Origin of the sequence: Rhodococcus sp. PvR099 (genome assembly GCF_017833315.1) — a bacterium.
GTDB lineage: Bacteria > Actinomycetota > Actinomycetes > Mycobacteriales > Mycobacteriaceae > Rhodococcus_G > Rhodococcus_G oryzae.
This window is the reverse complement of the sequence record NZ_JAFIBV010000001.1, coordinates 746,642-768,280: the sequence shown is the minus strand read 5'-3', so window position 1 is coordinate 768,280 and position 21,639 is coordinate 746,642. Positions and strand designations below refer to the sequence as shown.

Genomic DNA, 21,639 nt, shown 5'->3' with positions numbered 1-21,639 from the left:
GCGCTCGGGGCCGCGTCAACCCCGCACGATCCGTCGCAACTTGCCCACCCGCGCCGCGATCTCGCGCTCGGCGCCGTGCCCGGTCGGCTCGTAGTAGTCGACGCCGACCAACTCGTCCGGCGGGTACTGCTGCGGCAACACGCCGTCGGCGGCGTTGTGTGGGTAGCGGTACCCGACCGCGTTGCCCAGCTTCTCGGCGCCGGCATAGTGACCGTCCCGCAGGTGCGGCGGCACCAGCCCCGACTTCCCCGCGGACACGTCGGCCATGGCCGCGCCGAGGGCGGCGATCACCGCTCCCGACTTCGGCGCGGTAGCCAGGTGGATCGTGGCCTGCGCCAAGGCGAGCCGGGCCTCCGGCATGCCGATGAGCTGGACGGCCTGCGCGGCCGCGGTCGCGGTCTGCAGTGCGGTCGGATCGGCCATGCCGATGTCCTCGCTCGCGTGCACCACCAGTCGGCGTGCGATGAAGCGTGGATCCTCGCCCGCGGTGATCATCCGGGCCAGGTAGTGCAGCGCGGCGTCCACGTCCGAGCCGCGGATCGACTTGATGAACGCGCTGATCACGTCGTAGTGCTGGTCGCCGTCCCGGTCGTAGCGCACGGCCGCCTTGTCGACACTCGCCTCGACGGTCTCGAGGTCGACCACGACCGACCCGTCCTCGGCAGGCGAATCGAGCGCGGCGCCCGCGGCCGCCTCCAGCGCGGTAAGGGCACGCCGGGCGTCGCCCGACGCCAGCCGCACGAGATGGTCGCGCGCGTCGTCGGTCAGGCTGACCGAACCGCCCAGCCCCCGCTGATCCGCGACGGCCCGGTCGAGCAGCGCGCGGATGTCGGCCTCGGTGAGCGAGTGCAACTGCAGGACCAGCGACCGGGACAGCAGCGGCGACACGACAGAGAACGAGGGGTTCTCGGTCGTGGCCGCGACCAACAGCACGATCCGGTTCTCCACCGCGGCCAGCAGCGCGTCCTGCTGGGTCTTGGAGAATCGGTGCACCTCGTCGATGAAGAGCACGGTCTGCTCACCCGCGGTGAGCCGCCTGCGGGCCAGGTCGATCACCGCGCGGACGTCCTTGACGCCCGCCGACAGCGCGGACAACGCCTCGAACCGACGGCCGGTCGCCCGCGAGATCAGGGAGGCGAGGGTGGTCTTGCCGGTGCCGGGCGGGCCGTAGAGCATCACCGACGCCGCGCCCGAGCCGTCCACGAGCCTGCGCAGTGGCGCGCCGGGTCCCAGCAGGTGTCCCTGCCCCACCACCTCGTCGAGGCTCACCGGCCGCATTCGGACCGCGAGCGGCGCGTCCGGGCGCACTGACGGCAGGCCCGCTGTCACCGGCCCCACCTGATCCGCGGGTTCCCCCGGGGCGGCGAACAGCCCCGTGTCCGCGCCACCGTCGGTTGATCCCAGCCAATCGCTCACGTGTCGACGCTACTAAAGGGCACCGACGCGGATGCCTCCGACCGCGCCGGGACGACAAGGCAGTAAACGTCAGATGAACATCCGACCGTCAGGCCCGCCACGTGTTGAACACACGTCCAAGTTCGGCTGTGATCTTCGGGTGTCTGACAACTGGCTTCCCGACCGCACCACCCTGCCGAGCCTGAGCAGGCGGACCCTCCTGAAGAGTTCGGCCGCGCTCGCGGGCGTTGGCCTGACCGTCGCGGCCGCGGGCACCGCAAGCGCGGCGCCCGGCGCGGGCGCCATCGGCTTCGCGCACGGCGTCGCATCAGGAGACCCGCTCCCCGATCGGGTCATCATCTGGACCCGCGTCACACCGTCCGCCGACGCGCAGCCCGGCTCCGGTGTTGGAGAGGCGGTCGCACTGGACTGGCAGGTCGCGACGGACCCCGGCTTCGCCTCGGTCGTGCGCAGCGGCACGGTGACCGCGGACGCCGGCTCCGACCACACCGCGAAGGTCGACGTCATCGGCCTGAAGCCCTCGACCGCTTACCACTACCGCTTCACCGCCCGCGGGGGTGCGGTCGCCGGCCAGGTCTCCCCCGTCGGACGCACCCTCACCGCACCCGCCAACGATGCCGACCTGGCGCGGCTGCGCTTCGGCGTGGTGTCCTGTTCCAACTGGGAGGCCGGGTTCTTCTCCGCCTACCGCCACCTGGCCCAGCGCGAGGACCTGGACGCGGTCCTGCATCTCGGTGACTACATCTACGAGTACGGCCGAGGCGAGTACGGAGGCCGCAACGGTGCGGTCCGGCCCACCGATCCGCCGCACGAGATCGTCTCGCTCGCCGATTACCGGATCCGGCACGCCCAGCACAAGACCGACGCTGACCTGATGGCGCTGCACGCACGGGTGCCGTTCATCGCGACCTGGGACGACCACGAGTCGGCGGACAACTCGTTCAACGGCGGCGCCGAGAACCACAACCCCGCCACCGAGGGCGACTGGGCCACCCGCAAGGCCAATTCCACCCGGGCTTACTTCGAGTGGATGCCGGTGCGGCCCACCGGGTCCGGCACCGAGGTGACGCTCTACCGGCGCTTCCGGTTCGGCAACCTCGCGGAGATCTCCATGCTCGACCTGCGCACCTACCGCGACGAGCAGACCACCGCCACTGCCGGACGCAAGGTGGACTCCCCCGACCGGACCATCACCGGCCGTGCCCAGATGGACTGGCTCGCCAACGGCATCGTGTCCTCGCCGACGCAGTGGAAGGTGGTCGGCAATCCGGTGATGATCGCGCCGACCCTGGTCCCGCCGCTGGACACCAAGACCACCGCGGCGCTCACCGAGATACTCGGACTCCCCGCCGAGGGCATTCCCTACGGCACCGACTCGTGGGACGGTTACGCCGCCGACCGCCGCCGCCTGTACGACGCGATCGCCGAGGCGGGTGTCGCCAACACGGTCTTCCTGACCGGCGACGTCCACACCTCCTGGGCCTGCGACCTGCCGCTCGACGCCGCGAACTACCCGGCGGGCCCCACGATCGGCACCGAACTCGTGGTGCCGTCGGTGACCTCCCCGAACATGGACGACTCGCTTGGGGTGCCGCCCCGCACCGCCAGCCTCGCGGTGGAGGAGGCGTACAAGGCGGTCAACCGGCATATCCGGTACCTCGACTTCGACTCGCACGGATACGGGGTGTTCGAGATCGCCACCGCCGGTTCGCAAATGGACTGGTATTACATCAGCGATCCGATCGACCCCCGCGCGACCGTGCGCCATGGGGCGAGCTTCCGGGTCGCGGACGGCACCCAGCGCACGGTCCCGGTAGGCACACCGCTCGACCCCGCCGCCCACCGTCCGGGCGCATGAGCTCGCGACCGCCCGCATCCGAACGACACGAGGACGAACGTCAGATGAACATTGGGCGATCGACCCCGTTGCAGTTTGAACACGCGTCCATGTTCGGCTGTGATGCTCGGGTGTCTGACAACTGCCTTCCCGACCACACCACCCTGCCCAGCGTGAGCAGGCGCACCCTGCTGAAGAGTTCGGCCGCGCTCGCGGGTGTGGGCATCACCGTTGTGGCCGCGGGCACCGCCGCCGCCGCACCCGGCGCGCCCGCCGTCGGCTTCGTGCACGGCGTCGCCTCAGGAGACCCGCTCCCCGACCGGGTCATCATCTGGACCCGCGTCACCCCGTCCGCCGACGCGCAGCCCGGATCCGGTGCGGGACCGTCGATCTCGCTGGAGTGGCAGGTCGCCACCGACCCCGACTTCTCCTCGGTCGTGCGCAGCGGCACCGTCACCACGGGCGCCGACTCCGACCACACCGCGAAGGTCGACGTCACCGGCCTCAAGCCCGCCACCTACTACCACTACCGCTTCACCGCCCGTGGCGGCGCGGTCGGCGGCCAGGTCTCCCCCGTCGGACGCACCAGGACCGCACCGGCAAACGACGCGGATCTGGCGCGGCTGCGCTTCGGCGTGGTGTCCTGCTCCAACTGGGAGGCAGGCTACTTCGGCGCATACCGCCACCTCGCGCAGCGCGAGGACCTGGACGCGATCCTGCACCTCGGCGACTACATCTACGAATACGGTCGCGGTGAGTACGGTGGCCGCAACGGAGCCGTCCGGCCGCACGAGCCGGCGCACGAGATCGTCTCCCTCGCCGATTACCGGATCCGGCACGCCCAGTACAAGACCGACCCTGACCTGATGGCCCTGCACGCGAAGCTGCCGTTCATCGCGACCTGGGACGATCACGAGTCCGCGGACAACTCCTTCGACGGCGGCGCGGAAAACCACAACCCTGCCACCGAGGGCGACTGGGCCACCCGCAAGGCCAGTTCCGCACGGGCCTACTTCGAGTGGATGCCGGTGCGGGTGACCGGGTCCGGCACCGAGGTGACGCTGTACCGGCGCTTCCGGTTCGGCAACCTGGCGGAGATCTCGATGCTCGATCTGCGCACCTACCGCGACGAGCCGGCCTCGTCGGGGGCCGGTTGGCGCAAGGTGGACTCCCCCGACCGGACCATCACCGGCCGCGCCCAGATGGACTGGCTCACCAAGGGCATCGTGTCGTCACCGACCCAGTGGAAGGTGGTCGGCAACCCGGTGATGATCGCGCCCTGCCTGTTCCCGCCACTGGACACCAAGACCACCGCGGCGCTCACCGACATGGTCGGGCTGCCCGATGCGGGTGTTCCGTACAACACCGACCAGTGGGACGGCTACTCCGCCGACCGACGCCGGCTGTTCGACTCGATCACGACCGCGGGTGTCGACAACACGGTCTTCCTGACCGGTGACATCCACACGTCCTGGGCATGCGACCTGCCGATCGACGCCGCGAACTACCCGGGCGGCGCCACGGTGGGCACCGAATTCGTGGTGCCGTCGGTGACCTCCCCGAACATCGACGAGACGCTCGGCGTGCCGCCGCGGACCGTCAGCGTCGCGGCGGAGGAGGGGTTCAAGGCGGTCAACCGGCACGTCCGGTACGTCGAACTCGACTCCCACGGTTACGGCGTGTTCGAGATCGCGACGGCCGGTTCGCAGATGGACTGGTTCTACGTCAGCGACCCGATCGACCCCAACGCGACCGTGCGCCACGCGGTGAGTTACCGGGTGGCGGACGGTGCCCAGCGCACGCTCCCGGTCGGCGCACCGCTCGACCCCGCCTCGTACCGGCCCGGCGCCTGAGCACCCCGAGGCGCTGAGTCCACCCTGCGCAGATGACGCAGGGCGGACCGGGCCGCGTTGTACCCGGACATCCCGTGTGCACCCGCGCCAGGCGGGGTCGAGGCGGAGCAGAGGAAGGTCCCCTCGACACCGGTGTCGTACGGGTCACGCGCAGTCCGCGGCCGGAACACCACCTGAGGTCCGCTGTTCGCGCCGCCGATGATGTCGCCCCCGGCCTGGTTCGGATTGTCCTCGGCCAACCGGGCGGGCCCGGCGACGTCGGTCGCGATGATCCGGTCGCGGAATCCCGGCGCGAAACGCTCGATCTGCGCGATCACCGCCTCCGTCGCATCGCCCGGGTATCCGTGCGGCACATGGGCATACGCGTACAGGGGATGCACATCGCCCCGTGATCGCGTGGGGTCGGCGAGGTACTGCTGCCCGACGAGGACAAACGGGCGCCGCGGCATCACTCCCGAACCGACCAGACGCTCGTTGGCCGCGATCTCGGCAAAGTCGCCACCGAGGTGAACAGTTCCTGCCCTGCGGCAGGCGGGGTTCGTCCACGGCACGTGGCCGTCGATCGCGAAGTCGACCTTGTACGCACCCGGCGCCGGGCGGAAACGCGCGTACGCGCGCGCCACCCGCCCCGGTAGCCTGTCCCCCAGAATTCGGAGGGCGCCCGCGGGCGCGACGTCGAGCAGCACCACGTCCGCGGGCGGGATGTCCGCCGAGGTGCGCACGCGCACGCCGGTCTCGATGGTGCCGCTGTGCTCGACGAGCATCGCCGCGAGCGCATCGGTGATCGACCGGGATCCACCCTCGGCCACCGGCCAGCCATAGCGGTGTCCGGCGGCGGTGATCATCAGTCCCACCGCGGAGGTGGCCGGCCGGTCGAGCCGGCAGTACGCGTGCGCGGCGACGCCACCGAACAGCGCGCGCGCCTTCTCCGTTCGCCACCACCGCGCGGTGACGGTGGCGGGGAGCAACGCTCGCGGCCCGAAGGCCGCGAGGCGGACCGGGTGGCGCGGAACGGCGAGCACCGGGCGCATCAGGTCCTCGGCGAGGGCGTCGAACCCGTCCGCCAGGTCACCGAACATCCGGCGCCAGCGTTGCCCGTCGACACCGAGCCCCGCCGCGGTGTCCTCGATCGAACGGTGCATGGCGCCCGCATCACCACTGTCGAGCGGATGGGCGCAGTCGATCTCGGCCCATCGCCAGGTCAGGCCGTACTTCTCGAGGCCGAGCGTGGCCAGGTACGGAGAGCCGATGCCCATCGGGTGGAACGCCGAGCAGTGATCGTGGATCAGACCGGGAACGGTCAACTCACCGGAGCGGGTACCACCGCCGATCGTGTCGGCCGCCTCGAGCACCCGCACCTCGACGCCGTTCCGCGCGAGGTGCACGGCGGCGGCGAGCCCGTTGGGCCCGCTGCCGACGACCAGCGCCGAGCTCATCGGCCCTCCTCGCGACTGACGTCCTTACGCCCAGTACGTCGCGAGCCGCTCCGCGACCTCGCGGGCATGCGCGGCCACGTCGGGCGCCCCGGCGTGGTCGGCACAGGACGCGAGTGTGTTCCACCGCGCGATCAGCGCCTTCGAACGCGGCAGCGACAGGTGGTGCTCCCTGGCGGCGGCGATCCGCTCGTGGTCGTCGGGCAGGTACCAGTAGGTCGAGAGCCAGACCCAGATCAGCTGGGCCTCGAGCATCCGGGCGCAGAGCACCTCGTCGTCGGCCAGCTGCGGCCACATCCCGACCACCTCGGCGCGCCAGGCCTCGGCCATCGCCGCCGAGCGTTCCGGCGACAGTTCGACCCCGCACAGGCAGCCGGGAAACGACACGAGGGCGTAGGCGATGTCGAGCGTCGCATCGCGGAACCCGCCCCACTCGTAGTCAAGGAAGCGCACCCCGGCATCGTTGACGATGATGTTGTCCGGGCAGAGGTCCGACGGGCTGAAGGCGCGGTAGCGGCCGCCGTCGAAGAGACGCGCGGCCTTCGCGACGCGATCGACGATGTCCTGGCCGACCTCGATGCCGAGCTCGCGGCGCAGCAACGCGGGCACCTTCGGGGCGGACGCGACCACCTGCTCGGAGATGCTGTTTCCGAAGTGCGGCACGTCGGCGCGGCGCAGCAGCGCGGTGAAGTCCTCCTCGCGCCCCACGGTCGCGGCGTGCATCCGGCCGATCGCCTGAGCCAGTGCCATCAGCGAGTTGGTGACCGCCGCCTCGTCGGCCTGCTGGAGCAGTTCGGCGATCGGGGTGGCGTCACCGAGGTCGGTCAGCACCAGCAGTCGAGCGTCGAGGTCGTAGGCGATCAGTTCCGGGCCCGGCCTGCTGTCGGTCGCCAGCGCGGTCGCGAACTGGTACGACACGGCCTCGCGGAGGAAGGCGGTGTCCATCACACGCGGCTCGTCGGCGGGCAGTGCCGCGTAGGCGGCGATGCGCCTGGCCTCGGCCTCCGGGGACAGTTCGCGGACCTGCTTGATCACCAAGGTGCGTGGCAGCGAGAAGGGATTCTCGGCGCAGCGGACGCGCAGCACGACCGTGCGGCCGCTGCCGCCCAGATCGATGGGGTCAACGAGGGTGACCGGAGCTCCGGTACGTCGCTCCAGCAGCTGCTCGGCTGCTGCGACTACCTCTGAAACGGGGTCGGCCAATAGTGCGGTCATCGCCGTCCAACCTACCCGCCCAGGCCCCGGAGCGGGCCCCCTCGGTCGCCCGTCCGGTCGGTTACCGATGGACGCGCCATGCGGACCTGCAGAAACAGACCGATCCGTACGAAAAATTGATGGAGACTTGGCCCGCGAAGCACGGACCCGCACCTGCGGGGACCCGACCAGACCGGCACCCGCAGGTGCGGCCGGTCGGGTTCCCGGTCGGTCAGGAGGCCGGTGTGTCCGTCTCCGGCTTGCTCTTGGGCTCCGGCTTGGCGTCGATGCCCGACTCCTTGCGCTGCAGCGGGGTGATCGGCGCGGGCGCATCGGTGAGCGGGTCGACTCCGCCGCCCGACTTCGGGAAGGCGATGACCTCGCGGATCGAGTCCATACCCGCGAGGAGCGCGGTGATGCGGTCCCAGCCGAACGCGATGCCGCCGTGCGGGGGCGCGCCGTAGGAGAAGGCGTCGATCAGGAAGCCGAACTTGTCCTCCGCCTCCTCGTGGTCGATCCCCATCACCTTGAAGACGCGTTCCTGAATGTCCTTGCGGTGGATACGGATGCTGCCGCCACCGATCTCGTTGCCGTTGCAGACGATGTCGTACGCGTAGGCCAGCGCCTTGCCGGGATCGGTGTCGAAGGTGTCCATCGACTCGGGCTTGGGCGAGGTGAAGGCGTGGTGCACGGCGGTCCACGCGCTGTAGCCGAGGGCGACGTCACCGCTGGCGGTGGCGTCGGCGGTCGGTTCGAACATCGGTGCGTCGACGACCCACAGGAAGGCCCACGCGTTCGGGTCGATGAGGTCCTGCTTGCGGGCGATCTCGCCGCGGGCGGCGCCCAGCAGGGCGCGCATCTGCTTCGTCGGGCCTGCCGCGAAGAAGATGCAGTCGCCCGGCTTGGCACCGACGTGCGCGGCGAGGCCCTCGCGCTCGGCGTCGGTCAGGTTCTTGGCGACCGGACCGGTCAGTTCCCCGTCCTCACCGATGAGGACGTACGCCAGTCCCTTGGCGCCGCGCTGCTTCGCCCACTCCTGCCAGCCGTCGAGCTGACGCCTCGGCTGGCTGGCGCCTCCCGGCATCACGACGGCGCCGACGTACTCGGCCTGGAAGACCCGGAAGGTGGTGTCCTTGAAGAACTCCATGCACTCCACGAGCTCGAGCCCGAAACGCAGGTCCGGCTTGTCGGAGCCGAAGCGGCGCATCGCCTCCGCGTAGGTCATCCGCTGGATCGGGGTGCTGATCTGGTGGCCGATCAGCTTCCACACGTTGGTGAGGATCTCTTCGGCGAGATGGATGACGTCGTCCTGCTCGACGAAGCTCATCTCGATGTCGAGCTGGGTGAACTCCGGCTGCCGGTCGGCACGGAAATCCTCGTCCCGGTAGCAGCGCGCGATCTGGTAGTAGCGCTCGATGCCGCCGACCATCAGCAGCTGCTTGAACAGCTGCGGGCTCTGGGGCAGCGCGTAGAAGCTGCCCGGCTGCAGGCGCGCGGGCACCAGGAAGTCGCGGGCACCCTCGGGGGTGGACCGGGTCAAGGTGGGGGTCTCGACCTCGACGAACTCGTGGTGCGCCAGCACCTCGCGGGCCGCCGCGTTCACCTTGGAGCGCAGCCGGATCGCCTGACCCGGACCCTCGCGACGCAGGTCGAGGTAGCGGTGCTTGAGGCGCGCCTCCTCGCCGACCTGGTCGTCGAGCTGGAACGGCAACGGGGCACTCTCGTTGAGCACCTCGAGCGTGGTCGCGTTGACCTCGATCGCGCCGGTCGGGATCTCGAAGTTCTGGTTCCCCTCCGGCCGGACCTCGACGCTGCCGGTGATCTTGACGCAGTACTCGGCGCGCAGGCGGTGGGCCTGCTCGGCGACCTCGCCCTCACGGAACACCACCTGGGCGACCCCGGAGGCGTCGCGCAGATCGATGAAGATCACTCCGCCGTGATCGCGACGCCTGGCAACCCATCCGGTGAGGGTGACGGTTTGATCGGCGTGCTCGGCTCGCAGCGAGCCGGCGAGGTGGGTGCGCAGCACGGGGTTCCTTCCACAGTTATCCAGCGACTTCTCAGTTGGTGCGATCCTACGGAGAGACACTCATAAGACATAACCGCGCAGTCGGAACTTTGCACGCGATCGCGTGTAAAGCTGTATCCGCAGTTCTCGACTTCGAACGAAAGCGATGACGATGACCTTCAACGAGGGTGCGCGGATGGACTCGGGCCGCGTGACGGTGGGCGGCGGCCACCGCGGCGGAGGCGGTCGGGGCGGCAAGGCCGCACTCGGTGGCGGCCTCGGCGGACTGGTGGTGCTCGTCTTGGCCCTGCTGCTCGGCGGCAACCCGGGCTCGCTGCTCGGCGGACTGACCGGCGCCTCCGACTCCGCCCAGCTGGGTACCGGTTCGCTGTCGGAAGTACAGAACTGCGAGTCCGGAGCGGACGCGAACCGCGACGTGAACTGCCGTGTCGTCTACACCACCGGGAGCCTCGACTCGGTGTGGGGCGAGGAACTGCAGAAGCAGACCGGTGTCCGCTACGTCCAGCCGGGCGTCATGCTCTTCTCCGGCGCGGTGAACACCGGCTGCGGCAACGCCACCAGCGACGTGGGCCCGTTCTACTGCCCGGCCGACTCCACCGCCTACTTCGACACCAGCTTCTTCCAGCTCCTGGTGGACCAGTTCGGTTCGAGCGCGGGCCCGCTCGCGCAGGAATACGTGGTCGCGCACGAGATCGGTCACCACATCCAGAATCAGCTCGGCGACATCGGCCGGGCGCAGGCCGACCCGAAGGGCGCCGAGTCCGGCGCGGTGCGGACCGAGCTGCAGGCCGACTGCTACGCGGGAGTCTGGGCGCACTACGCCGACACCAAGCCGGCCCCCGGCGGCGGTGCACCGTTCCTCAACAAGCTGAGCGAGAACGACATCAAGGACGCCCTGTCCGCCGCCTCCTCGGTGGGCGACGACCGGATCCAGCAGGCCTCCAGCGGCCGGGTGAATCCGGAGGGCTGGACGCACGGCTCCTCCCAGCAACGGATGAAGTGGTTCGCCACCGGCTACAAGACCGGGCAGGTCAGCGCCTGCAACACCTACGCGACCCGCGACCTGGACAACCCCGCCGCGCTGGCGCAACGCTGACCCAGGAACCGGTCCCGACGCGCCCGCCCCCCTACTCGGCGGCGGGCGCGTCGCGTTCGGCCTGTCGATCGTGGACCAGTTCGTAACGGCGACCGTAGGTTTCGACCAGCGACTGGATCACCGCGACGACGGGGACGGACACCAGCGCGCCGATCGCGCCGAACAGCGATGCCCCGACGATCACCGAGCCGAAGGCGACGGCCGGGTGGATCGACACGGTCTTGGACGTGATGCGCGGGTGGAGCAGGTAGTTCTCGACCTGCTGGTACGCCGTCCCGAAGACCACCACCCACACCCCGTCCATCGGCTGCGCCGCGGCGGCGATGATCGCGGGCAGCGCGATCGCGAGATAGGTGCCGAGGGTGGGGATGAACTGCGAGACCACTCCGGTCCATATCGCCAGCGGCAGCCAATACGGCACCCCGATCGCCATCAGGAAGATGCCGGTGGCGACGGCGCTCACCGCCGCCAGGATCAATCGGGACACCACGTAGCCGCCTGCCTTGTCGACGGAGATCTCCCACACGGTGGAGATGACCTGCTGCTGCCGGGCCGGGAACCAGCTCGAGATCGTCCGGCGCAGCGCCGGGCCCTGCGCCGACATGTAGAACACGAACAGCAGCAGTGTCATCGCCTGGAACACGACCTCGAGCAGGGACGACACGATCCCGAGCACCCCCGGCGTGAAGCGTTGCGCCAGTTCGCGAATGGTGTCCGGGGTGAGCTTGAGCAGGTCATCGCCGGTCGAGAAGTTGGTGTCGAAGGTCCGGTTGGCCCACTCCGTCACTCGCGAGACGGCCCCCGGCAGCGCGGTGAGCAGCTGGGCCAGCTGCTCGGCGAGCAGCGCCCCGAACACCGCGAGGAATCCGATCGAGAACAGCAGCAGGGACACCAGCACCAGTCCCGTGCCCGCGCCGCGGCGCCATCCACGACGTTCGAACCAGTCGACAACCGGTTCGATGGTGACGCTGAAGAGCCATGCCAGGAACAGCATGCCGAGGAAACCGCGCAGGTTGTGCAGCAGCCAGCCGAGTACCTGGTAGCCCGCGACGGCGAGGAGAACGTAGAGGATCGCGGTCCGCAGCCATCGGCGATAGGTGGCTGTGCCCGCATCGGCCGCGGGTTCGGGCGCCTGCCGTGCGTTCGGTTCGCTGTCGTCGGTCATCGCACACTCCGTGGTCGGATGGTCGTGCCGCTACAGCGGAAATGTACTCGCCGACCGTTCCGGCGCGGGCACCAAACCGGCCGTCACGGCGTGCTGACGCAGACGGTGGCCTCGGTGATGCTCGCGGACATCGCGGCCTCGACGATCGCGGTGGCCCTGGCACTCGCATCGGCGTTGACGATGTCGTCGGCGACGGATGGCGACCCGGAGTCGAGGGCCGCGAGCTCGACCAGGACGTACCGGTGGTCGCGTCCCCCGAACCCCGTCGAATGCCGGATCGTCCTGTCCCCCGTCGTCATCCAGCCCTGTTTGATCCCGGGTCCACCCCACCGCTCCAGCGTCGCCCGGACCCCGAAGTCCTGGTCGAATCCGTCGGCGGCCACGGGCGCGGCCGCCTGGAGCCCGACGATCATGATCTGCCGCGCGGGCTCGGTGAGGCCGCCGCGCCCGGAGAGCAGGCCGTCGTAGTACCTGGCGATATCGGCGGCCGTGACGCTGGTGTCCCACCAGGCACCGTCCGCCGAGGTCGCGGACAGCGCGTACCGCTCGGCTACGCGTTCGACGACGGCCGGGCCGCCGCCGAGCGTCCACAACAGCTCGGCCGCGCCGTCATCGGAGGTGGCCAGCATCGACACGACCCCCGCCAGCATCTCGCCGTCGATCGCCGCCGGAGTCGCCGCGATGCGATGCAGGTAGTCGTCGGCGATGAACAGCTTCGTCAGCGACGCCGCCGGGAATCTCACTGCCGTGTCGCCCGCGCCGAGGTAGACGTCGGTCGCTCGGTCCAGGTAGGCGATCCCGACGATGTCGCCGTCCGCCGCCGCCTCCTCGACCGCGGACGCGAGCGCATCGGGGAGCGGGTCGCACGGGCCGTCGCTCTCGGAGCGCGAAACCGGGCCGGTGGGCGCGGCCGACCACCCGGGCGCTGCTGTCTCACCGGAGGTCAGGCCCGCGCAGATCGCTACCGCGAGCGCGGCGCCCATCGCCCCGCGAACCCATCCCGAGCGAGCGCACCCGGACATATGCCGACCTTTGAAGCAGGAGTATTTCCCTGCTACCACTATAGGATTCGGCGTTGTCTCAGAACAGCGTCAGCGCAGGCGCAGTACCCGCCCCGACCAGCTCGCGCACGGGTGCAGGCGCGGCTTCCTGCCGATGGCCCGAATCACCACCGAGTCCGTACTTCTCGACCAGCGGCGCGACCCGGCCGCGCAGCCACAGCTTGTATTCCGGGGTCACATAGGCGCCGCGACCGTAGAGCTGCCGGTACCGACGGATCAGCGCGGGATGCTCCTCGGCCAGCCAGTTCAGGAACCACCCCCGGGTGCTTCCGCGCAGGTGCATCGGAAACACCGTGACCCCGCTCGCGCCCGCGTCTGCGATTGCCCCCAGCAACTCGTCCAGGTGCCGCGTCGAGTCGGTCAGGTACGGGATCACCGGCGCGACCATCACGTTGCAGTCGAATCCGGCGTCGGCGATCGCCCTGATCAGCTCCAGCCGGGCCTTCGGCGACGGCGTGCCCGGTTCGATGGCCTTCTGCAGGTCCGGGTCCCCGATCGCGAGCGAGACCCCGATCCCCACCGGAACCTGCCGCGCCGCCAGCGTGAGCAGGGGCAGGTCCCGGCGCAGGAGGGTGCCCTTGGTGAGGATCGAGAACGGCGTGCCCGACTCCGCGAGCGCTCCGATGATCCCCGGCATCAGCCGGTAGCGCCCCTCCGCCCGCTGGTACGGATCCGTGTTGGTGCCGAGCGCGACGTGCTCGCGCTTCCACGACCGACGGGCCAGCTCGCGCCTCAGCACGGCGGCCACGTTCGTCTTCACCACGACCTGGCTGTCGAAGTCCCGGCCCGCGTCCAGGTCGAGATACTCGTGGGTCGGCCTGGCGAAGCAGTATCGGCACGCGTGGGAACAGCCGCGAAACGCATTGACGGTGAAGCGAAATGGCAGTGTGGACTCGTCGGGCATCTTGTTCAGCGCGGACTTGCAGAGCACCTCGTGGAACGTGATGCCCTCGAACTCGGGCGTCTGTACTGTGCGGACGAGCCCGGCACGGGCGAGCCCGGGAAGGGCGCCGTCGTCGGCGTCGAGAGCCTGCCCCTGCCATCGCATACACAGAGTCGAACACGTGTTCTAGGTGCTGTCAAGTGCGCTCGCAGACAACCGTCATCACCGCACCGCGGTCGTTACACTCCGGCGATGAGCCCGCGCCGGACCACCTCGCGCACGTCCGTCTCCCGCCTCGTCACCCTCTCCTCGATCGCGCTCCTCGCCTCGCTCACCCTCACGCGGCCCGCGGCCGCCGATCCCGCGACCGCCTCGGCCTGCGGCACCCAGCTGTCCGCCGCCGAGGCAGGCGCCGTCGCCGCGCTGTCCGACACCACCACGATCACCGCGACCTCGTCGATGGACCGACTCGAGGAGGAGGTGGTCCGCCAGCAACGGATATCCGACATCCTGGTCTCGCACGGCGACCGGCGCGGACTGTTCGGCATCGGACTCGACGCCGTCGTGCAACGGGCCGTCATGCCGCTGCAGCGCGACCCGGCCGCCTTCGTCACCCCCGAATGGGCCCACGCGATCAGCACCGATCTGCTGCGCCGCTACCTGGACAACGTCCACGCCGAGTTCACCGGCACCCCAACCGAACCCGCATGGCAGCGTTACTTCGCACTGAGCAGGGACTGCACCCTGTCCCCCGCCCGGGTCGCCATGATCGGCTACAACGCGCACCTGACGGTCGACCTCGCGCGGGCCGTCGCCGCAACCGGCACCACCGAGCGGAACGTCGCCGACTACTACAAGATCGTCGACTCCATCGCCACCGACGGCGACGCGATCGTCGCCAGGACGAAGGCCGTGTACGGCGCCGATCTGGGCCCCCTGTGGCGGTTCTACTTCCTCGGCGAGGGTCTCGACCGGATCGCGGGCGAGGGAGTGGCCTCCGAACTGTTGCTGCGCGCCGCCGACAGCGGCTACAACACCCTCACCCTGGCCAACGGTTTCGCCCTGCAGAATCCGCAGACCGCGCCCGCCGCCACCGCGGAGATGGAGGCGCTCTTGGCCACCGCGGACGGCGCGATCGAATTGCTCACCCGACTCGGCGGGCTCTGACAGAATCCAGGGATGACCTCGGCAGTCGAACCGCAGGTGGCGCCCGTGACGACCGATGTCCTGATCGTCGGGGCTGGGCCTGTCGGGCTGACGCTGGCGGTGGAACTGCGCAGGCGCGGAATCGACGTCATCGTCGTCGACCGTCTCACCGAGCGCGCGCCCTACGCGAAGGCCGTCGGCATCCAGCCGCGCACCGTCGAGGTCTGGGACGCGATGGGAGTGGTCCGGCCCGCGCTCGACGCGGCGACCACGATGCGCGGACAGCTCGTCTACGTCAACGGCGCCGAGGTCGCCCAGCTCGACCTCATCCTGCCCACCGAGATCCCGTACGGGTTCCTCGCGCTCCCGCAGTGCGAGACCGAACGGGTCCTCGCCGAGGCACTGGAGGGCCTCGGCGGCCAGATCACCAGGGGCACCGAACTCACCGGCTTCGAACAGGATCCGGCCGGGGTCCACGCGACCGTCCGGGACGGGTTCGGCGAGTTCACGGTCGAGTCGCAGTACCTGGTCGGCTGCGACGGCGCGCACAGCCTGGTCCGCAAGGGATCGGGAATCTCCTTCGAGGGCGGCGCCTTCGCCGAGGAGTACATGCTCGCTGACGTCGAGGTGGACTGGACGATGCCGGGCGGGTACGGCGTCCGGGCCATGCATCAGACCGACGGCGTCACCGACGACCTGCTGGTCTGCATCCCCCTGCCCGGACACAAGCGCTACCGGATCTCGATGCTCGTCCCTGACGAACTCGCCACTGCGCCTCCGGATTCCGGTGAGGTCGCACACGGCCTCGAGGGCGGGCGACGGCCCGAGCTACGGCACGTGCAGGCCGTGCTCGACCGGCTCTCACCTCAGCCGACGACCGCGAGCAGCCTGCGGTGGTCCTCGGTCTTCCGGATCAGCCACCGGCTGGCGGGCCGGTACAGCATCGGTCGGGTGTTCCTCGCGGGCGACGCCGCGCACATCCACCCGCCCACCGGCGCGCAGGGGATGAACACCGGCGTCCAGGACGCATACAACCTCGGCTGGAAGCTGGCGCTGGCCGTCACCGGTTCAGCGGCGCCACTGCTGCTCGACAGCTATCACGAGGAGCGGCACCCCGTCGGCGAGGAGGTGGTGGGGCGCACCGTCAAGAGCTCGAGGGAGGGCATCGGCGCGGACATGACCGACCCCGCCGAGGCGATCGTGCGGGAGGCACAGCTGCTCGTCGGTTATCCCACGAGCCCGCTGGTCGGGGCCGGGTCGGGAACGGTCGATGCGCTCCCCCGCCCAGGCGATCGCGCGCCCGATGCCGCGGGCCTGCGTCAGGACAGCGTCGCGTTCACGGTCCGTCTGCACGAACTGTTCCGTCACCCAGGCCACACGCTGCTGCTGTGGGCCTCCGACGCCAGGGACGCCGAGACGCAGCGCGCGCTCGCCGCCGAGGTGACCGACCGTTTCGGCCTGGCGGTGCGCAGCCACGTCATCGTCGCCCGGGATGTCGAGCTGCCCACCGTCTCGGGGATCATCCTGCGCGACGCCGACGGCAGGTTCGCCGCCGGATACGGCGCAGGCGACCGAACCGGGTTCCTCGTCCGCCCGGACGGCTACGTCGGGTACCGCTCTGACCAGGTCACCCTCGCCGGTCTCGCCGACAACCTGGCGCGCACCCTGCGCTGATCGGTCGCACGGAGTGCTGGTCCTTCGGCCGAACTTCGGCGAAGATTGATCCCATGGCCGGCACGCTGGGAGAGGCCGAGTTCCGGAAGCTGCGCACGCCGCGCGCCGCGGCGGTCGCCGGGATCGTCTTCGGCGTCCTGTTCGCGGCCAGCATCGTGCTGTTGCGCACCTCGCTGCCGGCGGCTACCGGGTCCCCCTGGCTGCGCGGCCAGACACAGATCACCATCGCCCTGGTGCTAGCCCCCTTCGCAGGCATCGCCTTCCTGTGGTTCATGGGGGTGGTCCGCGACCGGTTCGGGGAGCTGGAGGACCGGTTCTTCTCCACCGTCTTCCTCGGCAGCGGGCTGCTGCTCCTCGCGATGATGTGCGTGTCGATGGCGCTGGCGGGCGGACTCCTCGCCGTCTCCCGGCAATCGAAGGCCCCGGAGGGCGAGCTGATGTACTTCGGCCGCGAGGTGATGCTGCACATCAACAACGTCTACGAGGTCCGGATGGCCGCGGTGTTCATGATCTCGCTGGGAACCATCTGGCTGCGCACCGGCCTGATGCCGCGGACGCTGGCGATCATCACCTATGTGCTCGCGCTCAGCCTGCTGGTGGTCGTCAGCTTCAGCCTGTGGGTGACGTTGGCGTTCCCGGCGTGGGTCATCCTGATCAGCGCGTACATCCTCACCACGGACCGAGCCCGGCGGCGACTCTCACCCGAGACGGGTGATGCGCATCACGGGCGCCCCTAGCAGCGTCGGAACCGCGACATTTTGCATCCGACCGCACACGCGAGGAGCGAACGATGGCGGACACCAAACCCAACATCCTGGTGATCTGGGGCGACGACATCGGTATCACCAATCTCAGCTGCTACAGCGAAGGGCTGATGGGGTACCGGACACCGAACATCGACCGCCTCGCCGACGAGGGCATGAAGTTCACCGACTCCTACGGCGAGCAGAGTTGCACGGCGGGCCGCGCCTCGTTCATCACCGGTCAGAGCGTGTACCGCACCGGCATGAGCAAGGTGGGCATCCCGGGAGTCGACATCGGGCTGTCGGCCGAGGACCCCACCATCGCCGAGCTGCTCAAGCCGCTCGGATACGCGACGGGGCAGTTCGGGAAGAACCACCTCGGTGACCTCAACAAGTACCTGCCGACCGTGCACGGGTTCGACGAGTTCTTCGGCAATCTCTACCACCTCAATGCCGAGGAGGAGCCCGAGCTCGCCGATTACCCCAGCGCGCAGGACTACCCCAAACTCCACGAGGTGATGATGCCGCGCGGTGTCCTGCATACCTGGGCCACCGAGGAGGACGCGGGCGAGGTCGATCCGCGCTACGGGCCGGTCGGGAAGCAACGCATCGAGGACACCGGGCCGCTGAGCAAGAAGCGGATGGAGACCATCGACGACGAGACGGTCTCCGCGGCAATCGACTTCATCACCCGGCAGAAGGAAGCCGACACACCGTTCTTCGTGTGGATGAACACCACGCACATGCACCTGCGGACCCACACGAAACCGGAGAGCCTCGGGCAGGCCGGGCACTGGCAGTCGCCGTACCACGACACCATGGTCGATCACGACAAGCATGTCGGCAGGCTGCTCGACGCGGTCGACGACCTGGGCCTCGCCGAGGACACCATCGTCATCTACAGCACCGACAACGGTCCCCATGCAAACACCTGGCCGGACGGCGCGACCACCCCGTTCCGCAGCGAGAAGGACACCAACTGGGAGGGCGCCTTCCGGGTTCCCGAGGTGATCCGCTGGCCGGGCAAGATCCCCGCGGGCAGTGTGTCCAACGAGATCGTCCAGCATCACGACTGGCTGCCGACCTTCCTCGCCGCCGCGGGCGCACCCGAGATCGTCGACCAACTCAAGGCAGGGCATGCCGTCGGCGACAAGACGTTCAAGGTGCACATCGACGGCTACAACCTGCTCCCGTACCTCACCGGTGAGGTCGAGACGTCCCCGCGCCGGGGGCTGATCTACTTCTCCGACGACTGCGACGTGCTGGGCATACGCTTCGACAACTGGAAGATCGTGTTCATGGAGCAACGGGCCAAGGGCACCCTCGGGCTGTGGGCGGAGCCGTTCACGGCCCTGCGGGTACCGAAGGTGTTCAACCTGCGCACCGACCCGTTCGAGCGCGCCGACATCACCTCGAACACCTACTGGGACTGGTTCCTCGACCACGACTACATCGCCATCTACGGCACGTTCATCACCAGTCAGTTCCTCGAGACCTTCAAGGAGTTCCCGCCGCGGCAGGAGCCGGCCAGCTTCACCATCGACCACGCGGTGGCCAAGCTGCACGCCTTCCTGGCGAAGGACTGACGTCTATGGGGAACCACCTGGCTTCCTGGGCGGACGGATCGACCCGAGCCGCGATCGTCGACTTCGTCGAGCGGGTCACCACCACGGGCGGCCCGGACTTCGTCGAACCCACGGACCGGGTGGCCGTCTTCGACAACGACGGCACGCTCTGGTGTGAGAAGCCGATGCCCATCCAGCTCGACTTCACCGTCCGGCGCTTCGCCGAGATGGCGGCAGGCGATCCCGCCCTCCAGGAGATGCAACCCTGGAAGGCGGCCCACGAGCACGACCTCCAGTGGCTCGGTGCGGCGATGGTCAAGCACTATCACGGCGACGACGGCGACCTGAGACTGCTGATGGGCGCGGTCACCGAGGCGTTCGATTCCGTCACGGTCGAGAACTACGATGCTCGGGTCCGGGCATTCTTCGCCGGCACCGACCACCCCACGCTCAGCCGCCCATATCGGGGCTGTGGGTACGCGCCGATGGTCGAGCTCCTGCGCTACCTGGAGGCAAACGGCTTCGCGAACTACATCGCGTCGGGCGGCGATCGGGACTTCATGCGCCCGGTTGCGGGCGAGCTCTACGGGATTCCGCCGGAACGCATCATCGGCAGCGCCCTGGGCCTCTCGTACCGGGAGGGAGCGGAGGCGACGGACCTGCTCTACAAGGGCGCGATGGACTTCTTCGACGACGGACCGGAGAAACCGATCCGGATCTGGAGCCGGATCGGACGACGGCCGATCCTGTCGGTCGGCAACTCCAACGGCGACCTGCCGATGCTCGCCTTCTCCGGGCAGCCCGACCGCCCGTCCCTGCGGGCGTTGATCCTGCACGACGACGCCGACCGCGAGTTCGACTACGTCGCCGGAGCCGAGCAGGCCCTCGATCACGCACGAGAAAAGAACTGGACCGTGGTGAGCATGAAGAACGACTGGACGAACGTCTTCTCGTCGGCCGTCACCTGATCAGGCAGTAGGAAAGGCTTCGTTGGAAACCCAGATCGTCTCCGAGGTCCGGCGCATCCCCGCCCAGACCTTCACCATGGGCTCGGATCGGCACTACCAGGAGGAAGGTCCTGCGCATCGCGTCGCGGTAGACGTCTTCGCCATCGAGACCCACCCGGTCACCAACGCGCAGTTCGCGCATTTCACGCGGGACACCGGCTACGTCACGGTCGCCGAACGCCCGCTCGATCCCGCCGAGTTCCCCGGGGCTCCCGCCGAGAACCTGCAACCGGGCTCGATGGTGTTCACGCCCACTCCGGGTCCCGTCGACCTCCGCCACCTGAGCCAGTGGTGGACCTGGACGGTCGGTGCGTCGTGGCAGCACCCGATGGGCCCCGTGTCGTCGACGGCCGGCCTGGAACAGCATCCCGTGGTCCATGTCGCGCACGAGGACGCGGAAGCGTACGCACGGTGGGCGGGCCGGTCGCTGCCCACCGAAGCGCAATGGGAGGCCGCGGCTCGGGGCGGCCTCGACGGCGCCGATTTCACCTGGGGCGACGACCCCGAATCCGAGTCCCGCCCGCTGGCCAACTACTGGCACGGGGACTTCCCGTGGCGTGCCGAGGCGGGCTACGGCACCACCACCGCCGTCGGAGGCTTTCCGCCGAACGAGTACGGCCTGCGCGACATGGCGGGCAATGTCTGGGAATGGACCGCGGACTGGTACTCGGACCGACACCCCGACACGACGGAGTCGTGCTGCGCACCTCGCAACCCGCGCGGGCCCGGCCGCTCGGAGAGCTTCGACCCCCGCCAGCCGCAGTTCCTGGTTCCCCGCAAGGTGATCAAGGGCGGCTCGTTCCTGTGCGCGGACAGCTACTGCCGACGGTATCGGCCCGCGGCCAGGAGGCCGCAGATGATCGACACCGGGATGAGTCACATCGGGTTCCGCTGCGTCGCGGACGTTCCTGGCTCATAGCAGGACCACCACCGCGAGCAGCGCGAGCACCGTCACGACACTCGAGGTGGCGATCGCGGCAAAGGTCGCCGGGGCGAATTCCCCCGACTCGATCTGCCTGCTGATGGCCCGGTAGCGCATGGTGCCGTACGCGGACACCAGCAGTCCGGCGCCGATCAGGATGAACCCGGCGGCGACGGCGTGGCCGCCGCGGTTCGGGGCAAACTTCGCGACCGCGACACCGAGCGCGGCGACGCTGATACCGGTGCGATGCCACGCGAGATAGGTCCGCTCGTTCGCGAGATGGTCGCGAGCGGTGCTGCCGGTATTCGGCTGGGTTGGGCCGAACAGGTTGCGGCTCATGCCTAGCTGTAGAGATTCGACGGCTGCTTGGTGACCTCCTCGATATCGGCCGCGGTGGCCTCGATCAATTGGTGGGACAGGTCTGCCAGTGCACGCGCGGTCGCCAGCTCGTCGCCGATCGCCGGTACGTCGGCGTCCTCCGGGTTGAGCCTGGCCAGCCCGACACCGACCATCTCAGGCTTCTCGCCCGCGCTCAGCCGTGCCTTGGCCCGCGTTCGGCCGTCGTGCTCGTCGATGACGACGCCCACCGACCACTGCTTCACGTCCATCATGCTC

At 69.5% G+C, this 21,639-nt stretch carries 18 protein-coding genes; 9 read left to right on the top strand and 9 right to left on the bottom strand.

The genetic code is table 11. From position 1 onward, the window contains the following. Positions 1-15: 15 nt before the first annotated feature. Positions 16-1,416 (bottom strand): replication-associated recombination protein A, encoded by a 1,401-nt coding sequence (locus JOE46_RS03535; protein ID WP_209926251.1) that lies wholly within the window; start codon positions 1,414-1,416, stop codon positions 16-18. Between the two features lie 181 nt (positions 1,417-1,597). Here JOE46_RS03535 and JOE46_RS03530 point away from each other — a divergent pair, with 181 nt between their 5' ends. Then, entirely contained in the window at positions 1,598-3,274 is a 1,677-nt protein-coding gene (locus JOE46_RS03530; protein WP_245221327.1) for an alkaline phosphatase D family protein, read from the top strand. 152 nt (positions 3,275-3,426) lie between these two features. After that, on the top strand, positions 3,427-5,106 hold the full coding sequence (locus tag JOE46_RS03525) for an alkaline phosphatase (RefSeq protein ID WP_257016989.1): 1,680 nt from the start codon (positions 3,427-3,429) through the stop codon (positions 5,104-5,106). Here the strand turns inward: JOE46_RS03525 and JOE46_RS03520 are convergent. The 3 genes from JOE46_RS03520 to aspS all read right to left on the bottom strand — a co-directional run bounded on the left by JOE46_RS03520 (position 5,025) and on the right by aspS (position 9,762). Continuing rightward, positions 5,025-6,542, bottom strand: a complete 1,518-nt coding sequence (locus JOE46_RS03520; RefSeq protein ID WP_209926246.1) for an NAD(P)/FAD-dependent oxidoreductase — start codon at positions 6,540-6,542, stop codon at positions 5,025-5,027. The genes JOE46_RS03525 and JOE46_RS03520 overlap by 82 nt on opposite strands. A 24-nt stretch (positions 6,543-6,566) precedes the next feature. Next, positions 6,567-7,754, bottom strand: coding sequence for a phosphotransferase family protein (locus tag JOE46_RS03515; protein ID WP_209926244.1), 1,188 nt, complete (start codon positions 7,752-7,754; stop codon positions 6,567-6,569). Positions 7,755-7,965: 211 nt separating this feature from the next. Next, entirely contained in the window at positions 7,966-9,762 is a 1,797-nt protein-coding gene (gene aspS / locus JOE46_RS03510; RefSeq protein WP_209926242.1) for an aspartate--tRNA ligase, read from the bottom strand. A 151-nt stretch (positions 9,763-9,913) separates the two neighbouring features. On the opposite strand from aspS, the gene JOE46_RS03505 reads away from it, so the two are divergent. Further along, a complete protein-coding gene (locus tag JOE46_RS03505) occupies positions 9,914-10,858 on the top strand; it encodes a neutral zinc metallopeptidase (RefSeq protein ID WP_209926240.1) in 945 nt (314 codons plus the stop codon). A gap of 31 nt (positions 10,859-10,889) precedes the next feature. On the opposite strand, the gene JOE46_RS03500 is transcribed toward JOE46_RS03505, so the two are convergent. The 3 genes from JOE46_RS03500 to JOE46_RS03490 all read right to left on the bottom strand — a co-directional run bounded on the left by JOE46_RS03500 (position 10,890) and on the right by JOE46_RS03490 (position 14,132). Further along, complete coding sequence (locus JOE46_RS03500; RefSeq protein ID WP_097209912.1) at positions 10,890-12,023, bottom strand: AI-2E family transporter; 1,134 nt, start codon at positions 12,021-12,023, stop codon at positions 10,890-10,892. A gap of 83 nt (positions 12,024-12,106) precedes the next feature. Further along, positions 12,107-13,045 carry a hypothetical protein gene (locus JOE46_RS03495; RefSeq protein ID WP_209926238.1) on the bottom strand — a complete coding sequence of 313 codons (939 nt, stop codon included), beginning with the start codon at positions 13,043-13,045 and terminating at the stop codon, positions 12,107-12,109. Positions 13,046-13,103: 58 nt separating this feature from the next. Beyond that, positions 13,104-14,132: an Rv2578c family radical SAM protein gene (locus JOE46_RS03490; protein WP_209926236.1), complete on the bottom strand. Its 1,029-nt coding sequence runs from the start codon at positions 14,130-14,132 to the stop codon at positions 13,104-13,106. 87 nt (positions 14,133-14,219) lie between these two features. On the opposite strand from JOE46_RS03490, the gene JOE46_RS03485 reads away from it, so the two are divergent. From JOE46_RS03485 to JOE46_RS03460, 6 genes are all read left to right on the top strand, one after another. Then, positions 14,220-15,134: a DUF5995 family protein gene (locus JOE46_RS03485; protein ID WP_209926235.1), complete on the top strand. Its 915-nt coding sequence runs from the start codon at positions 14,220-14,222 to the stop codon at positions 15,132-15,134. A gap of 12 nt (positions 15,135-15,146) precedes the next feature. Continuing rightward, positions 15,147-16,787 carry an FAD-dependent monooxygenase gene (locus JOE46_RS03480; RefSeq protein ID WP_097209916.1) on the top strand — a complete coding sequence of 547 codons (1,641 nt, stop codon included), beginning with the start codon at positions 15,147-15,149 and terminating at the stop codon, positions 16,785-16,787. A 53-nt stretch (positions 16,788-16,840) separates the two neighbouring features. Then, a complete protein-coding gene (locus tag JOE46_RS03475) occupies positions 16,841-17,524 on the top strand; it encodes a hypothetical protein (RefSeq protein WP_097209917.1) in 684 nt (227 codons plus the stop codon). A 53-nt stretch (positions 17,525-17,577) separates the two neighbouring features. After that, positions 17,578-19,116, top strand: a complete 1,539-nt coding sequence (locus JOE46_RS03470) for an arylsulfatase (RefSeq protein WP_097209918.1) — start codon at positions 17,578-17,580, stop codon at positions 19,114-19,116. Positions 19,117-19,121: 5 nt separating this feature from the next. After that, positions 19,122-20,063: an HAD family phosphatase gene (locus tag JOE46_RS03465; RefSeq protein WP_097209919.1), complete on the top strand. Its 942-nt coding sequence runs from the start codon at positions 19,122-19,124 to the stop codon at positions 20,061-20,063. A 76-nt stretch (positions 20,064-20,139) separates the two neighbouring features. Continuing rightward, a complete protein-coding gene (locus JOE46_RS03460; RefSeq protein ID WP_245221324.1) occupies positions 20,140-21,021 on the top strand; it encodes a formylglycine-generating enzyme family protein in 882 nt (293 codons plus the stop codon). On the opposite strand, the gene JOE46_RS03455 is transcribed toward JOE46_RS03460, so the two are convergent. Then, the gene (locus tag JOE46_RS03455; RefSeq protein WP_097209921.1) at positions 21,016-21,363 is read right to left on the bottom strand and encodes a YidH family protein; all 348 of its coding nucleotides are present in this window, start codon (positions 21,361-21,363) and stop codon (positions 21,016-21,018) included. The two genes, JOE46_RS03460 and JOE46_RS03455, sit on opposite strands and share 6 nt — an antisense overlap. A 2-nt stretch (positions 21,364-21,365) precedes the next feature. After that, complete coding sequence (locus JOE46_RS03450; RefSeq protein WP_097209922.1) at positions 21,366-21,632, bottom strand: DUF1876 domain-containing protein; 267 nt, start codon at positions 21,630-21,632, stop codon at positions 21,366-21,368. Positions 21,633-21,639 lie beyond the last annotated feature (7 nt).

Coding starts and splice junctions, on each gene's coding strand:
- JOE46_RS03485 (WP_209926235.1), top strand. CDS start 14,220: ATGAGCCCGCGCCGGACCACCTCGCGCACGTCCGTCTCCCGCCTCGTC.
- JOE46_RS03490 (WP_209926236.1), bottom strand. CDS start 14,132: ATGCGATGGCAGGGGCAGGCTCTCGACGCCGACGACGGCGCCCTTCCC.
- JOE46_RS03470 (WP_097209918.1), top strand. CDS start 17,578: ATGGCGGACACCAAACCCAACATCCTGGTGATCTGGGGCGACGACATC.
- JOE46_RS03475 (WP_097209917.1), top strand. CDS start 16,841: ATGGCCGGCACGCTGGGAGAGGCCGAGTTCCGGAAGCTGCGCACGCCG.
- JOE46_RS03480 (WP_097209916.1), top strand. CDS start 15,147: ATGACCTCGGCAGTCGAACCGCAGGTGGCGCCCGTGACGACCGATGTC.
- JOE46_RS03465 (WP_097209919.1), top strand. CDS start 19,122: ATGGGGAACCACCTGGCTTCCTGGGCGGACGGATCGACCCGAGCCGCG.
- JOE46_RS03505 (WP_209926240.1), top strand. CDS start 9,914: ATGACCTTCAACGAGGGTGCGCGGATGGACTCGGGCCGCGTGACGGTG.
- JOE46_RS03515 (WP_209926244.1), bottom strand. CDS start 7,754: ATGACCGCACTATTGGCCGACCCCGTTTCAGAGGTAGTCGCAGCAGCC.
- JOE46_RS03495 (WP_209926238.1), bottom strand. CDS start 13,045: ATGTCCGGGTGCGCTCGCTCGGGATGGGTTCGCGGGGCGATGGGCGCC.
- JOE46_RS03460 (WP_245221324.1), top strand. CDS start 20,140: ATGGGCTCGGATCGGCACTACCAGGAGGAAGGTCCTGCGCATCGCGTC.
- JOE46_RS03450 (WP_097209922.1), bottom strand. CDS start 21,632: ATGGACGTGAAGCAGTGGTCGGTGGGCGTCGTCATCGACGAGCACGAC.
- JOE46_RS03520 (WP_209926246.1), bottom strand. CDS start 6,542: ATGAGCTCGGCGCTGGTCGTCGGCAGCGGGCCCAACGGGCTCGCCGCC.
- JOE46_RS03455 (WP_097209921.1), bottom strand. CDS start 21,363: ATGAGCCGCAACCTGTTCGGCCCAACCCAGCCGAATACCGGCAGCACC.
- JOE46_RS03500 (WP_097209912.1), bottom strand. CDS start 12,023: ATGACCGACGACAGCGAACCGAACGCACGGCAGGCGCCCGAACCCGCG.